Here is a 16301-nt window from a genome sequence, read left to right on the forward strand (position 1 = left end):
AAATGACATTTGGCAACCTTAACCGTGCGGGTTCGGCTCACCAACTGCGCGGAACTGGATATAGTTCGGCAAGCCCATCATATCGATCAGACGGATCTGCTGTTCAAGCCAATATGCATGGTCCTCTTCGCTGTCATCCAGCAGCGTGGTCAGCATATTGCGCGTCTGATAATCTTCTTCCTTCTCGGCAAGTTTAATCGCCTTTTTCAGAAGATCGATCACATGATATTCGTGTTCGAGATCGTTTTTCATCATCTCAGGCACGGTTTTGCCGATCTTGATCGGACTGCGCGACGCGGTATCGGGCACACCTTCAAGGAACAGAATACGTTCGATCAGGCGTTTCGCATGTTCGAGTTCTTCGTCCTTTTCATGATGCATACGAGCATAAAGTGCATGCAAACCCCAATCGAGATACATCTCGGCATGGGTGTTGTACTGGTCGGCGGCGGACAATTCAGCCGTAAGCTGCTTGTTCAGCGCGTCGATAACCTTCTTGTTACCCTTCATGGCGTTTAAGCTCCTGATGTGTTAGTCGCCGTCGCCAGAACGGCTTTGAATATAATTCTGCATACCGACATTTTCGATCTGCCACTGCTCCGTTTCCAGCCAGTCGACATGTTCTTCCTGATCTTCAAGGAATTTGACCAGCAGATCGCGGGTTACAAAGTCTTCGGCCTTTTCGCAGGCGCTAATCGCCTCGCGCAGAAGCGGCAGGCTTGCCAACTCGAACTTCATGTCGCAGGAAACGATTTCCTCGACATTCTCGCCGATCATAAGCTTGTTCAAATTCTGAAGATTGGGCAGACCTTCAAGGAACAGAATGCGCTCGATGGTGTCATCGGCACGTTTCATTTCCTTGATCGAAAGTTTGTATTCGTACTCGCCCATTTCTTCCACGCCCCAGTCGCGGAGCATACGGGCATGCAGGAAATACTGGTTAATCGCCGTTAACTGGTTGGTCAGCACGCGATTAAGATAACTGATGATCTTGGGATCACCCTTCATGGTGGCACTCCTGATGATTGGGCTGTCCAAATAGTGGGATCGACCATTCCCCTTTTCAAGGGAAAACCGCGCCTTTGATTACCATTATCAATAATTTAGCCGATTTTTTTGCAAATTTTCAGATCATGGCACACAAGTAAAAATCATTCGCGCAGCAACCATTGCGAATGAAAATCGGTCCGCCCGTTTTCGGTTGTTTTTGTTTGCTTCAACCAATCTCTGGGACCTTTTTTCACGTACGAGTCGGAAATATGATTTTCGCTGCCGGAGGTCGCCCGTTAAATGTCTGCCATCAAATCAATCCGTTTCATACTTGGTGATCAGCTGTCTGTTTCACTGGCAAGTTTAAGGGATGCCGATCCTGATCACGACTTGATTGTAATGGCGGAACCGAACAGCGAGGCAAACTATGTCGCCCATCACAGGCAGAAAATTGTCTTCATTCTGTCTGCGATGCGTCATTTCGCTCATGAATTACGTGAAAAGGGTTTCGCGGTTTGTTATTTCGATTATGAGAACCAGCCGACCAATAGCTTTAGCGATGCCCTGAAACTGGCATTGAAAAATCATCCGGTAAAACAGGTAATCATTACAGAGCCCGGCGAATGGCGGATACGCACGGAAATCGAAACATGGGCGGACAAGTTCGGTATCGTCCTTGATGTTCGCGACGATGATCGTTTCTTTGCCCCACTTTCGGTATTTGCGGAATTTGCTGAAAACCGCAAGGAACTCCGTATGGAGTATTTCTATCGGCAACTGCGACGCACAACCGGTATCCTGATGGAACCGGATGGCAAACCGGTTGGCGGTCAGTGGAATTTTGATCACGATAATCGCAAACGCCTTCCCGATGATCACAGGCCGCCAAGCCCCCTGACTTTCAAACCGGATAGCATCACGCAGGCATTGCTCAACCGGGTTAAACAGGATTTCCCGAATGCCTGCGGGGATCACGAAAGTTTCGGCTGGGCGGTTACCCGACGCGATGCGCTTACAGTCCTTGATCACTTTATAGAACATCGATTGCCGCTATTTGGTGACTATCAGGATGCGATGACTGTAAAAAGCAGCACTGTTTATCACTCTCTTCTAAGCGGCTATATCAATGTCGGCCTTTTGCTCCCCGATGAAGTATGCCGTGCCGCTGAAAATGCCTATCGCGTCGGCAAGATACCAATCAACGCTGCCGAGGGCTTTATTCGTCAGATCCTTGGCTGGCGCGAATATGTGCGCGGGCTTTACTGGCAGATGGGGCCCGATTACGGAAAAGGCAGTTATTTCGATGCCAGACGCCCCCTACCCGCCTTTTTCTGGGATGGGAATGTTGGGATGAACTGCCTGCATCACGCCATCACCGAAACGCTGGACAATGCCTACGCGCATCACATTCAGCGATTGATGGTGATTGGCAACTTTGCGCTTCTATCCGGTCTGGATCCAAAGGAAGTCTGTGAATGGTATCTGGCAGTTTATATCGACGCATTTGAGTGGGTGGAACTTCCCAACACCTTTGGCATGGCACTTTATGCCGACGGGGGAAAAATGGCGTCCAAGCCCTACGCTGCGAGTGGAAAATACATCAACCGGATGTCTGATTACTGTACGGCTTGCCAGTACAGTCCCAATAAGAACACAGGGCCCGATGCATGCCCCTTTAACGCACTTTACTGGCACTTCCTGGATCGTAACGTCGATAAACTCGGCAAAAATCCGCGCCTTGCTATGCCATATCGCAATTGGTCGCGTATGAATGGGGACTGTAAAACGGCACTAATCGAACAGGCCGAACATTTCCTGACACAGATCGATACCGGAAAAATCCCAAAGCCATCACATCAGGCAAGCCTGTGGTAGCCGGGATCATCTGAAATACAGCGGCGTATTCAGAAGACAGAAAAACAAAAAGCCGGACGATTTGCCCGGCTTCTGCTTACACAGCGGCCTATAAACTGGCGCTGTCGAAATTTATTCTGGCTTAGGCGATCGCGTCACGAGCGGCTTTGCGCGCGACATCTTTAATCTGCCAGTGAGAAATTCCGACATCATCCAGGTCACGCTTGTCGAGATTGTAGAGTTCATTCGCAACAGAGCGTGCATAGGCCCAACGGCGAACAGCAACGAGAATACTGGACAAGAACATGTTGAACCTCCTTGGGTTAAGAAAAAGAACGCTAGCCTGCGGGGCTTCCGCTTTTATCCGGCGCGTTCAGCACTTCACTTTCTGCAATGCAATATGCCTGTTAGTACCACATCTCTCAACCACCAAAGAATGCATATCATCTATTCCAAAACGTCACAATTGAATGGGTTCAACTCCCAAACTTATGGAGTCAGTAAACGTTAAAATCGAACCAAATCATATATTTCAGGTCCAGACATTCATGCGGCGATGCAATATAATCACATAAGACATATCTGATCATTCGACCTAAAACGCCTCCTTTGCGCATGGATTGTCTGCCAATTGGTCGCGCACGCCTGTTGCCAATTCAAAGAACTGTTCCCTTACAGCACCAGCATACGGATTGGCATTTTCAATCGCCCAGAAAACACTAGGCGCGTCATAACGGACCATTTCAGTAGCTTGGACCAGTAGATCAAAACTTGCTGTTGTCATGCGTGCTGGCAATGGGCCCATCTGCACCAGAACCTTGGCAATCAAGTGTGTCACGCCCTGCACGACCGCCGCCTCGCGGTCATGTGCCTCCGGGGTGACAACAAATACCTTAAGGCCCAGAACGTGGCGTAGAAATGCACCAACCCGGCAGAATTGACGTCCCCGAACCGGGCATATCGCGATCTTGAGTCCTGAAATGCCAGCCCGTGCACTTTGCGGCCCAAATAACGGATGAGTTCCAATAATATCGACATGATCGGGAAGCCCTTCGAGCATCATGCGCGCCGGTTCCATTTTAACGGACCCCACATCCAGAATAATGGCTCCCGCACGCACATGCGGTGAAATGGTCGCGATTACCGATCTCATTGCCGTTACCGGGACGGCCAAAATGACGATGTCGCATTGTGCAACCGTCACAACATCCGCCGCCCGCAAATTTAATTCCGAAGCAGACGCAGATACGGCATCTGCATTGATGTCATGTACAAAAAGCGCGAAATGATCCATCAGATGCCGGGCTGTCAAACGCCCAAAGGCGCCGAACCCGAAAATCCCGATGGTCGGGTGATCTGGAAATAAAAAAGGCATCGTCTGTCTCCGAAGAGCTGCGATGCCGGTGCCTGCCTTATAAATCAACCGCCGACGACGCAGCGGTTGAACATAGAAAAACGCTCCCGCCTTATGTGGCAGGGCCGTAATAGAAATCAGCAAACAGGCAAATAACGTTTTTCATGGCGGCGATTAATAATGCCAAACCGTTCCATGTCAAGGCATCTTGGCATCTCTGGCACGATGCCAAGAGCAGCACAGTATCAATACTAAAGTCCCTCACCCTCTCGCAGAGCTTTTCACGCCTTCTCCGGAGGACGCATGCTGAATTCAAATTGCACCGGCACACCTTTTCCAAGCTGTTACAAATACGGACACATTTCATTCAGTTGTGCATCATTGGAATAACTGTCTTGCGGCGAAATACGCTAATTTTTCTTGCTGCCATGCAATATAATTCAGGACTGTCATGCTATTTTTGTAACAGTTTGTTTCAGTTCGCATTCTGGAAACGCCCTGTTACAGTTTTGTGAGTGCAAAGGGTCCCCCTTGGCAGCATGTTGTCGCTGCAATTGGTTTAAAGCCAGGGAGGAAACCTAAATGAATCTGCGCAAAACCATTCTCGCCACCGGTGTGGCGTTCTCTGCTCTCGCGACTGCAAGCTTTGCACATGCCGAACCGACTGCCGAAGTCCTGCATTGGTGGACCTCGGGCGGTGAAGCCAAAGCGGTCTCTGCCCTGAAAGAAGATTTCGAAGCACGTGGTGGCAAATGGGTTGATAGCCCGGTTGCCGGTGGTGGCGGTGACGCAGCCATGACCGTACTGCGTTCGCGCGTTCTGTCGGGCGATGCCCCGGCCGCTGTTCAGCTTAAAGGCCCGGCTATCCAGGACTGGGCAGAACAGGGTGCACTTGCCGATCTGAATGACGTTGCCGAAGCAGAAGGCTGGGACAAAGTCATTCCGCCAGCTATTCAGAGCGTCATGAAGTATGAAGGCGATTATGTTGCCGTTCCTGTAAACATTCACCGTGTTGACTGGATCTGGGCAAACCCGGAATTGCTGGCCAAAGTTGGTGCCACCGAAGCGCCGAAAACCTGGGACGAATTCAACGCCCTTGCTGACAAGCTCAAAGCGGCCGGCATCACGCCTGTCGCCCATGGTGGTCAGCCGTGGCAGGATGCAACCGTCTTTGAAACCGTCGTTCTTGGGCTTGGCGGCCCGGAATTCTATCAGCAAGCCCTGGTTGATCTCGACGAAGACGCGCTGAAATCCGACACGATGAAAGCCGTGTTCGACCAGATGCGTAAAATCCGCGGTTATGTCGATGCCGACTTCCCGGGTCGTGACTGGAACCTTGCAACAGCTATGGTCATGAATGGCAATGCCGCCATGCAGATCATGGGGGACTGGGCAAAAGGCGAATTCCTTGCTGCTGGCAAAGTCCCGGGCAAAGACTTCATCTGTTCGGCAACCCCGTCCGAACACGGTTACCTGTTCAACGTTGACAGCTTTGCGATGTTCAATGTTTCGGGCGATGACAAGGTAGAAGGCCAGAAACTGCTTGCAGAACTGATCGTTGGCCAGAAATTCCAGGAAACCTTCAACCTTCTCAAAGGCTCGATCCCGGCACGTCTTGGCGTTCCGCTCGACAAATTTGACGATTGTGCAAAGAAATCCGAGGCTGACCTTCTGGCTGCCCAGGACGCAGGCGGGTTCCTTCCGTCGATGGCACACGGCATGGCTCTTCGCGGTCATCTTTCGGGTGCGATCATTGACGTCGTAACCGCACATTTCAACTCCGACATGTCGTCTGATGAAGCCGTCTCGCGGCTGGTCGAAGCTGTTGAACTGGCCAAAGACTAATCTCATCTGACCTGTACAGTCACATTGACTGACGACGCACCGGCCCCGGACATTTCCGGGGCCGGATTCCCGCTACTTTAATTGTTTGAGGCAAAGGGTATGGGGGCTTCTTCAAGCACCGAAAGCAACCTGACGGCCAGCATCCAGCGTCATCTTTCCAAGATCGTTGTTGCACCGTCCTTTGCTGCGTCCCTGTTTTTCGTCTACGGGTTCATCCTGTGGACAGGCTATATGGCGTTTTCGAAATCGCGCATGCTTCCGGTCTGGGATTGGGCCGGTCTGCGGCAATACGAACGTCTGTGGCAAATGGAACGCTGGCATGTTGCCATCGAGAACCTGCTGATTTTCGGCGGTCTCTTTATTGTTATCTGCCTGTTTCTTGGCTGCCTGCTTGCAGTTCTTCTTGATCAGCGCATCCGCGCCGAAGGCGTCCTTCGCACAATTTTCCTGTATCCGATGGCCCTGTCCTTCATCGTGACGGGTACCGTCTGGAAATGGCTTCTCAATCCGGGCCTTGGCCTGGAAAGCATGATGCATGACCTTGGCTGGACCAGTTTCAAATTCGACTGGCTGGTCAATTCGGACATGGCGATCTACACGGTCGTGATCGCAGCCGTCTGGCAGGCATCGGGTTTTGTTATGGCAATGTTCCTTGCGGCATTGCGCGGCGTCGATCAGGACATCATTCGCGCAGCCTATATGGATGGTGCCAGCCTGCCCCGCATCTATTTCGGGATTATCATTCCGTCGATCCGTCCGGTTTTCCTAAGTGCGATTGTCGTTCTGGCCCATCTGGCCGTTAAAAGTTTCGACCTTGTCATTGCACTTACTGGCGGCGGCCCCGGTTATTCGTCCGATCTTCCGGCAACCTTCATGTACACAATGGCCTTCCAGCGCAACCAGCTGGGCGTTGGTGCAGCAAGTGCCATGATGATGCTGGCGACCGTGATGGCGATCATTGTGCCGTATCTGTATTCCGAACTGCGCGGAGGCAAGAAAAATGGCTGATATTCAGCATTACAGCCACGACGCAGGCTGGAAACATACCATACTGCGCGGGTTGCTATATCTCGTTCTGATCCTGTTCGCAGCCTACTATCTGTTCCCGCTTTTCGTGATGATTTCGACCTCGTTGAAGTCGCTCGATGAAATCCGGGAAGGCTCACTCATTTCGCTGCCGCGCGTCATCACGTTCGATGCCTGGAACTATGCGTGGAATGAAGCCTGTGTCGGCGTTGAATGTTCAGGCATCAAAATTTACTTCTGGAATTCGGTCAAAATGGCGGTTCCGGCGGTTCTGATTTCGACCTTCCTTGGTGCGATCAACGGATATGCCCTGACCAAATGGCGTTTTAAAGGGGCTAATATCGTCTTTGCCCTGCTGCTGTTTGGTTGCTTCATTCCGTTCCAGGTTGTGCTGCTGCCGATGTCACAGGTTCTGGGGTCACTTGGCCTTGCCAGCTCGACCACCGGTCTTGTTCTTGTGCATGTCGTTTACGGCCTGTGCTTCACCACCCTGTTCTTCCGCAATTACTATGTTTCGATCCCGGATGAACTGGTGAAGGCAGCCACCATCGACGGCGCAGGTTTCTTCACCATTTTCTGGCGTATCATTCTGCCGATTTCGACACCGATCATCGTCGTGTCGGTCATCTGGCAGTTTACCCAGATCTGGAATGACTTCCTTTTCGGTGCTTCCTTCGCCTCTGGCGATAATGCGCCGATGACTGTCGCACTCAACAATATCGTCAACACCACGACCGGCGTGAAACAGTACAATGTCGATATGGCCACAGCCCTGCTGACCGGCCTGCCGACCCTGCTTGTTTATATTCTGGCCGGAAAATACTTCGTACGCGGCCTGACCGCCGGTTCGGTGAAGGGATAAGCAAATGGCATCACTCACCCTTGATAAAGTTCGCAAGGCCTTCGGTCCTGTCGAGGTTCTCAAAGAAATCAATATTGCTATTGAAGACGGCGAGTTCCTGGTTCTGGTCGGCCCGTCGGGTTGCGGCAAATCGACCCTTCTTAACCTGATCGCAGGTCTTGAAGGTTCCAGCGACGGGGAAATCCGCATCGGTGATCGCGTGATCAACGATGTCCACCCCAAGGACCGAAACATCGCCATGGTGTTCCAGTCCTATGCGCTTTACCCGAATATGACCGTTCGCAAGAACATCACCTTCGGCCTTGAAATCCGTGGTGTTTCGGCAGCAGAACGCGACAAGGCGGTTGCAGATGTCGCCAAACTGCTACAGATCGAAGCCCTGCTGGATCGCAAACCATCCCAGCTTTCGGGGGGACAGCGTCAGCGCGTTGCGATGGGCCGTGCACTGGTTCGCGATCCGGACATCTTCCTGTTTGACGAACCGCTGTCGAACCTTGATGCCAAGCTGCGCGTCGATATGCGCACCGAGATCAAGAAACTGCATCAGCGTCTGGGTGCCACCATCGTTTACGTCACCCACGACCAGATCGAAGCCATGACCCTTGCCTCGCGCATTGCTGTCATGAAAGACGGCATCCTGCAGCAGTTCGATACGCCGCAGAACATCTATGAACGCCCAAACAACATCTTTGTTGCTGGCTTTATCGGTTCGCCGTCGATGAACTTCATCAACGCAACCCTGATCAATGACAATCGCAATCTGGCCGTATCGATCAAACGCGATAACGACCCGATCATTCTGCCGCTGAAAGATGCGCCGGAAAGCTATCAGAGCTATGTCGGGAAAGATGTCGTTTTCGGCATCCGTCCGGAAGGCTTGACGCACAAGCGTACCGGTTCTGATGAACCGGGCAGCCAGTATGTCAATTTTGACTGCAAGGTCGAAGTTATTGAACCGACCGGTGCTGACACCATGACCGTTGTCGAAATCGGCGGGAAGGAAATTGTTGCACGTGTCCGGCCTGACCGTTCACCGCAACCGGGCGAGATGATGACATTCTCGGCCGACATGTCTCAGATCAGTCTGTTTGATCCGGTAACGGAACTTCGGATCTGATCTGATCGGCGGGCGGTTCTGGGGGCCGCCCGCCGTTCTTGTATATGGTACGACCTTCGAACAAAACGGCCCGGAATTCCCGGGTCGTTTTGCTTTCAACCTTTGTCGACGCGCCGCGGCAAAGCAATCGTGACTTCCAACCCGCGTCGGGGCAAATTGCGTAATCGTATCGTCCCATCATGGGCATCGATGACCGTTTTCACAATCGACAGACCAAGGCCGCTGCCACCGGTGGTGCGTGCGCGTGATCCTTCGACACGGAAGAACGGCAGAAAGACATCCTCCTGATGTTCCGCGGCGATGCCCGGTCCTTCGTCCCGAATGGACACCAGCACCGTATCGGCCGTCGCATCCAGACTGACATAGGCACGGTAACCGTATTTCAGCGCATTCTCGATCAGATTGGTGAAGGCACGTTTTAATGTTCCGGGCCGGCAGGTCAGACGGATGCTGCGCTTGTCACCAAACGAATGCGCCTCGTCCCCGCCGCCAAATACGGTGTGAACCGAACTGAAACGAAGCGGCTGCGGTCCCTCGAAACTTACCGGACGGCCAAGATCGGCATAATCGTCACAAATCGCTTCGAGAACCGATGTGAAGTCAACTGTGCGCTCTTCTTCCTTGCTAATCCAGTCACCAAGGAAATCGAGTGCATCGTTGAGAAGCCCGTCCATTTCGTCAAGATCGCGCAACACGGTTTCACGCAATTCTTCATTTTCGATAAATTCTGCACGCAGACGCAGGCGCGTGCTGGGCGTGCGCAAATCGTGTGAAATTGCGGCCAGCATACGGGTTCTGTCACCCAGCATCCGTGAAATCCGTTCTCGCAATCCATTATATGCTGCGGCCATTGACCGGGCTTCGGTCGGGCCGCGCTCCTCCACCGGGGGGCCTTCAACTTCATCCCCCTGGCGAATGATCGCCTCGGTCAAATTCTTGAAGGGACCGGCCAGAAGATCGGCCAAAGCGGCAAACACCGCCAACACGGCAACAACCCCGACCAGAAAGATCAGAAAAACCATGGATGGCGATGCATAGTCGGACCACAGCACCGGATGAGACAACAGCATTCGCATGCCGGATGGCAACATGATTTCAACGCGAGCCTCAAGTCCCTGACGCGCTATTTCGCGCGATAGGCCGGCAAAAAACAGACTGGGATTTTCGGCGGTTTCAATCAGGTGGCGCTGTTCCGCGCCAAGACGCCCGCGCCGAAAATGGACCTTTACCGATGTCGGCCAGCCCGTATCGGCCAGACGTGCGGGCATTGCGATATGTTGTGCCGGGCGCGAAAACAGAAGAATGGTACCGATATCGTCAGATGGCAGAACACGAACAGAAAGCCCATCACGCGCGGCTATATCAACGATATTTCCCTGTAACTCCGGACTTTCGGCAATCAGGATCAATTCGCGAATGGTAAAGCCCAGAGTATAGGCTCGGCTGATCCGCTCGCTCCGTTCGATGATGTATTTCGATGCGATTGAACTGATGCCCGCGATGATGACACCGCCGACCATCATGATCATAAAGATGCGTCCGCCCAGCGTGCGGGGCTTGAACCGCCGCATATATTCGGAAAACGCACCAATCTGATCTGTCATGGATCGAATTCCTAGACGGTCCTCGTATCGGCACAGAACTGATAGCCGATCCCGCGCACCGTTTTAATCAGTTTGGGGTTTTTGGCATCTTTTTCAATTTTCCGGCGCAGGCGACTGATCTGGATATCGATACTGCGGTCAAACGGGATAGAGCTTTGCCCGCGTACTATATCAACAAGCTGTTCACGCGAAAGCGCACGCTTGTTATGCTTGACCAGCGCCAGCAACAGCGAAAATTCCCCGGTCGACAAATGCACCGCCACATCATCAATATCGCGCAATTCACGTGATCCGATATCGAGCGTCCAGTCGGCAAACAGGATTTTCTGGGTTTTGGTTTCTTCGTGATGGACCTGTGTCACGGTACCAGTTTCAAAACGGCGGAAAACGGCACGAATACGGGCCAGCAATTCACGCGGATTGAACGGCTTGGTCAGATAGTCATCTGCACCCAGTTCAAGACCAAGAATACGATCTGTATCCTCGCCCACCGCAGTCAGCATGACAATCGGCACCTTGGAATTGCGGCGCACATCACGGCAGAGCGCAAAACCATCCTCGCCGGGCAACATGATATCAAGGATCACCAGATCGATATTCCAGTCACGAAGCGCACGATGCATCTCCGCCCCGTCGGAAACGGTGGTGATACGAAACCCGTGCTGGAGCAGGAATTTTTTCAGGAGCTTCTGGATTTCCTGATCGTCATCGACAACCAGAATATGGGGTTCACGTCGCGTACTCAGTCTCCGCCTCCCTTCGGTCGACAAGCCCGGAACCGGACCGTGGCGCGGAGTTTAGTGCATAACGTTACAGGATTGAACCATTTTACCAAGCACCGGACATAATTGAAAAAGCCGAGGACAAAATCCCCGGCTTTTCAGGTGAAATCTCTTTATATACAGCAGCTTAAAAACCTATTTCAGGTCATAAACTTTTGTACTGCCCGATACTTCGCTTGCCACGATCAGCATGGCATTGCCGGTGGGGCTATCCTTTGCTTCGACAAACAGCATACCTTCCGGGGCAAGTTCACCTGCGGTGTCTGCTTCCGGATTGCCGGAAAAACGACGATCTGAATGATAGGTGACAAATTGCGGATTAGTCGGATTGGTCAGATCATAGACCATAAATCCGCCCTGACGTTCCAGACCGATAAAGGCATAAGGTGTGCCATTAACGTAGCCGGTTGCCAGACCTTCGGGTTCCGGACCCTTGTCATCCGAACGGTTATCGCGGCTATAGTTTTCAGTGTTCGATGCGTTGAAAACTCTCTCGTAATTGGCCGCCATGAACTGTTCGAACTTGTCGCCACTGTCAAAGACCATGTCGCCATTCGCATTCAGGACCGAAAACGAACGTGCCCCATAGCTGTAGATCACATCGAAATCGCCATCACCATCCGTATCGCCCTGCGCAGTGGTCGTTTTCAAGCGACCGAGGTTTTCATCTTTTTGCAGGGTTGCGGCATTCGGGAAGGCGACCGGATCAAGGGTCAGTTTTCCGACGCGGGTTTCTTCGCTGTAGCCGTCATAGTCGCGTGAGTCGCCTTCGTTTGCCGTCAGGACCCAGGTTTTGCCGCCGATTTCGATAGCATCGATCGTGTCTGGCATATACATGCCCATCACAGGCCATGTACGGATGTTGATTTTGCCGTCCTTGTCGCTGGCATCAAATGCGTTGACCGAATGGTCCTTGAAACCAAGACCGGCAACCCGGACAACGTTTGCGGTTTCAATATCAATGATCGCCACCGCATTGTTTTCCTGAAGTGAAACATAAGCCGTTTTGCTGTCTTTCGAGACGGCGATATATTCCGGCTCGACATCCTGTGCCACAGTCGACGTTCCCGGGTTTGATGTCCGCATGCCATAAGGCAGGTCCACATCATTCAGGAAGCCAAAGTTTACCGTGCGAACATCGGCATCTGACAGATCGGTGAGATTTCCCGATACCGGGATAATCGAAACACTGCCTTCCGGGTCGTTGTCAAATGCATCGTTCGGCTCGCCTTCGTTCGCGACCAGAACGTGCTTGCCATCCGGAGTAAATTTGATCATGTCGGGCAATGCACCGACAGTTACAGCCGCAATGAAATCACCATCCGTGTTAAAGAACACGGCCTTGCCCGGTGCCTGTTTGTCGTCATTCTCGACAGCCGCTGCGACAATATTGCCATGAACGGCAACGCTGTTTGCCGCCTTACCCCATGTCGAAAGCTTGACCGAACCGATTTTTGCAAGTGTTTCAGGGTCCGACATATCAAGAATATCAATCGACTTGTCGCCACCATTGACCACGAATATGCGTTTGGTCACCGGGTCAAAAGCCGGAATTTCCGCGGCCCCTTCGTCAAACATGCCGGTGCGATAGTCGCCCATCGGCACGATTGAAAGCGGCTTGGCGGCAGGCGACGCCGTATCAACGGCCATTACCATGTTTTTTGACGTTGTCGTGGTGCCGCAGGCACCGAGCATAACCGAAAATGCCACCGTGGCCATCAAAGAATAACGCATATTTCCCCCTGAAAACTGGATGAACCGTGGCAGACAAACTGCGGACAATGCGTAACGGTTTAATGACCTGACGATGACAGTTTCATAAATATCTTCGGGGTGTTGATGCTCCAAACAACGACTTCTGACGTAAGGAGGAAAAGGTTCACAAGGTTCGAACAGGAACAACAAAATGGCCCCAATGAATATTGCCGTGATCGGTGCGGGAATGGCCGGCCTTCGGGCGGCGGCCACACTTCATGCAGTCGGCTTTTGCGTAACGGTTTTTGAAAAAAGCCGTGGTGCCGGAGGGCGACTTGCAACACGTCGTACCGAATTGGGCAATTTCAATCATGGCGCCCAATATGTCACGGCGCTGCATCCGGAATTTCAATCATTCCTGCAACAGGCCGAACATCAAAAATCCGTTCGGAAATGGCAACCACATCTCCTTCGTGGTGAAAACGCAACCGCAGGGGCACCGGCATCGGCTTTGAAACGTACAAATACGGCCGCAGATATCTGGTATCAGGGGTCACCGCAAATGAACAAACTGATCACCCCGCTGCTTGATCCGTTTGAAATCCGCAAAGAACACCGTATTACCTGTATCGAAACCGCCGGACCACGCAGCTTTATCCTGCATGACGATCTGGATGGTGAATTCGGGCCATTTGACGGTGTGATTGTTACCGCCCCTGCCCCGCAAACCGCAGAGCTTCTGCAACCACTTGCCCCAAGATTTGATCCCATTGCGGATGTGGAAATGGCACCGTGCTGGGCAGCAATGATTGCATTTGCCAAACCGTTGCCCACGGCATTTGATGCCATGATCCATCCCGATCCTGCGATCAGCTGGGCGGCACGCAATGGCGATCACCGTGATCTGATCCATCGACCTTCACCTGATCTTTGGGTTCTGCACGCAAGTCCGGAATGGTCACGTGATCACCTGGAAGAAGACAAGGAACGCATCGCATTCCTTCTGCTTGAAAAACTGCATAAAGCTAGCGGTGCAAAACTTCCCGATGTGGTGTCCGTAAACACGCATCGCTGGCGATATGCCCGCACGATCAAATCGCTTGGAAAAAGTCATCTTAGCGGCATGAACGGGCGCGTCATTGCCGCGGGCGATTGGTGTCTTGGTGCAAGGGTGGAAGCCGCATGGCGCAGCGGAAAATGCGCGGCCCATGCCATGATCGAGACACTGATCGGGTAATTTGGGATGCGCCGAAATGCCAATGGTCAAAGGCCGACAAAATCAGACCTGCCACACAAAACCTGCCTGACCTGTAATCGACCGTTTGCCTGGAGGCGCAAATGGCGTAATTGCTGGGACGATGTCAAATATTGCTCTGCCCGTTGTCGGGATCATCGAGCAAATATCAGGGGCGGTGCCAGTCAGGCTGACACCGCCCCATAAATCCACAGATTTGTCGGATCAAAATTAACCCCGAAGGGCATGCAACTGATGGATCAGACCGGCGGTTGAAGCGTCACGGCTATCGGCAGTTTCATTCCCCTGAACCATTGGCAGCAATTCCTTGGCAAGCTGTTTGCCAAGCTCAACACCCCACTGGTCATAGGAATTGACGTTCCAGATAATCCCCTGAACAAAGATTTTATGTTCATACATTGCAACCAGACGTCCCAGCGTAAAGGGATCAAGCTGCTTGTAAAGGATCATTGTGCTGGGTTTGTTCCCGGCAAAGATCTTTTGCGGTGCCAGCACATCAATCTCGGCCGGGGTCAGATTGCCACCGGCAAGTTCGTCACGTACTTCGGCCTCGGTCTTGCCGCGCATCAGGGCTTCGGCCTGTGCAAAGCAATTCGCCACCAACTTGTCATGATGGTTTGCCAATGGATTCAGGGCATTCGCCGCAACGATGAAATCAACCGGGATCAGTTCCGTGCCCTGATGGATCAGCTGATAAAAGGCATGCTGGCCATTGGTACCCGGTTCACCCCAGATGATCGGGCCGGTTTCGTAATAGATCGGCTTGCCATCGCGGGTAACCGACTTGCCATTACTTTCCATATCGGCCTGCTGCAAATAGGCTGGCAGGCGTGAAAGATGCTGGTCATAAGGCAGGATTGCCTGACTGGAGGCTCCCAGAACATTGCGATACCAGACGCCGATCAATGCCAGCGTCACTGGAATATTCCGGTCAAGCGGGGCTGAACGAAAATGATTATCCATCGCCTGCGCACCGCGCAGCAATTCTTCGAATTTCTCGTAACCAACCGCCAGAATGATCGGCAAGCCGATAGCCGACCAAAGGCTGTACCGCCCACCGACCCAGTCCCAGAAACCGAACGCATTGTTTGTATCAATACCGAATTCAGCAACCTTGTCCAAGGCAGTCGATACCGCGACAAAATGCTTGGCAACCGCGCCCTCGTCTTTCAGCAAACCAACAAGCCAGTCGCGCGCCGAATAGGCATTGGTCAGGGTTTCGTCGGTTGTGAAGGTCTTGGATGCAATGATGAAAAGCGTCGTTTCCGCATCAAGGTCTTTGAGCGTATCAACGATATGCGCGCCATCGACGTTGGAAACGAAATGGCAGCGAATACCGTCGATATGATACGGACGGAGTGCCTCGTTCACCATGACCGGGCCAAGGTCGGAACCGCCAATCCCGATATTAACGACATCGGTGATCGCCTTGCCGGTATGGCCTTTCCAGTCGCCGGTATGCACACGCGCGGCAAAGCGTTTCATGCGTACCAAGACGTCCTTGACATCGGGCATAACGTCCTTGCCATCGACCATTACCGGATTGCCATCCAGATTGCGAAGTGCCGTATGAAGAACAGCGCGATTTTCGGTGATATTGATCCGATCACCGGCAAACATCCGTTCGCGCCAGTTTTCAACATTGGCAGTTTCCGCCAATTCACGTAATGCGGCCATCACATCATCGGTGATCAGATTTTTCGAATAATCGATAAACAGATCGTCCTGCGTGACCTGGAAACGCGCAAACCGCGCCGGATCATCGGCAAAGGCTTTGCGTAAATTAAGGTTCTTGGAAACTTCCGCGCCCAGTCGATCAAGCTTTTCCCAACAGATCGTCAGATTTTCTGTGGACATTCCACCCTCGGCTTCAAACAGATAGCAAACAATATCGACGTCATGTCAAAACACTAACAC

At 52.4% G+C, this 16301-nt stretch carries 15 protein-coding genes; 7 read left to right on the forward strand and 8 right to left on the reverse strand.

Translation table 11 applies throughout. From position 1 onward, the window contains the following. Positions 1 to 18 precede the first annotated feature (18 nt). Both bfr (IT971_RS11310) and bfr (IT971_RS11315) read right to left on the reverse strand, forming a co-directional pair. Positions 19 to 510 (reverse strand): bacterioferritin, encoded by a 492-nt coding sequence (bfr, locus tag IT971_RS11310; RefSeq protein ID WP_007089392.1) that lies wholly within the window; start codon positions 508 to 510, stop codon positions 19 to 21. Between the two features lie 21 nt (positions 511 to 531). Further along, positions 532 to 1008, reverse strand: a complete 477-nt coding sequence (bfr, locus tag IT971_RS11315) for a bacterioferritin (protein WP_037991343.1) — start codon at positions 1006 to 1008, stop codon at positions 532 to 534. A gap of 282 nt (positions 1009 to 1290) precedes the next feature. Between bfr (IT971_RS11315) and IT971_RS11320 the strand changes: the two genes are divergently transcribed. Continuing rightward, positions 1291 to 2865, forward strand: a complete 1575-nt coding sequence (locus IT971_RS11320; RefSeq protein WP_063091905.1) for a cryptochrome/photolyase family protein — start codon at positions 1291 to 1293, stop codon at positions 2863 to 2865. 121 nt (positions 2866 to 2986) lie between these two features. On the opposite strand, the gene IT971_RS11325 is transcribed toward IT971_RS11320, so the two are convergent. Then, complete coding sequence (locus IT971_RS11325; RefSeq protein ID WP_007089389.1) at positions 2987 to 3151, reverse strand: DUF1127 domain-containing protein; 165 nt, start codon at positions 3149 to 3151, stop codon at positions 2987 to 2989. A gap of 288 nt (positions 3152 to 3439) precedes the next feature. Next, positions 3440 to 4219, reverse strand: a complete 780-nt coding sequence (locus IT971_RS11330; protein WP_037991353.1) for a prephenate dehydrogenase — start codon at positions 4217 to 4219, stop codon at positions 3440 to 3442. 561 nt (positions 4220 to 4780) lie between these two features. Between IT971_RS11330 and IT971_RS11335 the strand changes: the two genes are divergently transcribed. The 4 genes from IT971_RS11335 (at position 4781) to IT971_RS11350 (ending at position 9048) form a co-directional block, all read left to right on the forward strand. Continuing rightward, on the forward strand, positions 4781 to 6043 hold the full coding sequence (locus IT971_RS11335; RefSeq protein ID WP_063091904.1) for an ABC transporter substrate-binding protein: 1263 nt from the start codon (positions 4781 to 4783) through the stop codon (positions 6041 to 6043). Positions 6044 to 6142: 99 nt separating this feature from the next. Next, entirely contained in the window at positions 6143 to 7051 is a 909-nt protein-coding gene (locus IT971_RS11340; RefSeq protein ID WP_007089386.1) for a carbohydrate ABC transporter permease, read from the forward strand. Then, entirely contained in the window at positions 7044 to 7931 is an 888-nt protein-coding gene (locus IT971_RS11345; protein ID WP_063091903.1) for a carbohydrate ABC transporter permease, read from the forward strand. The genes IT971_RS11340 and IT971_RS11345 overlap by 8 nt, the downstream gene beginning before the upstream one ends. Positions 7932 to 7935: 4 nt before the next feature. Beyond that, entirely contained in the window at positions 7936 to 9048 is a 1113-nt protein-coding gene (locus tag IT971_RS11350) for an ABC transporter ATP-binding protein (protein ID WP_063091902.1), read from the forward strand. Positions 9049 to 9143: 95 nt separating this feature from the next. Here IT971_RS11350 and IT971_RS11355 read toward each other — a convergent pair whose 3' ends face one another. The 3 genes from IT971_RS11355 to IT971_RS11365 all read right to left on the reverse strand — a co-directional run bounded on the left by IT971_RS11355 (position 9144) and on the right by IT971_RS11365 (position 13168). Beyond that, positions 9144 to 10652, reverse strand: a complete 1509-nt coding sequence (locus tag IT971_RS11355) for an ATP-binding protein (protein WP_063091901.1) — start codon at positions 10650 to 10652, stop codon at positions 9144 to 9146. Positions 10653 to 10663: 11 nt separating this feature from the next. After that, on the reverse strand, positions 10664 to 11422 hold the full coding sequence (locus IT971_RS11360) for a response regulator (RefSeq protein WP_223305113.1): 759 nt from the start codon (positions 11420 to 11422) through the stop codon (positions 10664 to 10666). A gap of 147 nt (positions 11423 to 11569) precedes the next feature. Continuing rightward, positions 11570 to 13168: a choice-of-anchor I family protein gene (locus IT971_RS11365; protein WP_223305114.1), complete on the reverse strand. Its 1599-nt coding sequence runs from the start codon at positions 13166 to 13168 to the stop codon at positions 11570 to 11572. A gap of 172 nt (positions 13169 to 13340) precedes the next feature. Between IT971_RS11365 and IT971_RS11370 the strand changes: the two genes are divergently transcribed. Both IT971_RS11370 and IT971_RS11375 read left to right on the forward strand, forming a co-directional pair. Then, positions 13341 to 14366, forward strand: coding sequence for an NAD(P)/FAD-dependent oxidoreductase (locus IT971_RS11370; RefSeq protein WP_063091900.1), 1026 nt, complete (start codon positions 13341 to 13343; stop codon positions 14364 to 14366). 6 nt (positions 14367 to 14372) lie between these two features. Then, positions 14373 to 14570 (forward strand): DUF2256 domain-containing protein, encoded by a 198-nt coding sequence (locus IT971_RS11375; protein ID WP_074624813.1) that lies wholly within the window; start codon positions 14373 to 14375, stop codon positions 14568 to 14570. A 24-nt stretch (positions 14571 to 14594) separates the two neighbouring features. Here IT971_RS11375 and pgi read toward each other — a convergent pair whose 3' ends face one another. Next, positions 14595 to 16241: a glucose-6-phosphate isomerase gene (pgi, locus tag IT971_RS11380; RefSeq protein WP_063091899.1), complete on the reverse strand. Its 1647-nt coding sequence runs from the start codon at positions 16239 to 16241 to the stop codon at positions 14595 to 14597. Positions 16242 to 16301: the final 60 nt, after the last annotated feature.

The sequence above is a fragment of the Thalassospira sp. B30-1 genome, from assembly GCF_015767575.1.
In the GTDB taxonomy this organism is placed as follows: Bacteria; Pseudomonadota; Alphaproteobacteria; order Rhodospirillales; family Thalassospiraceae; genus Thalassospira; species Thalassospira xiamenensis.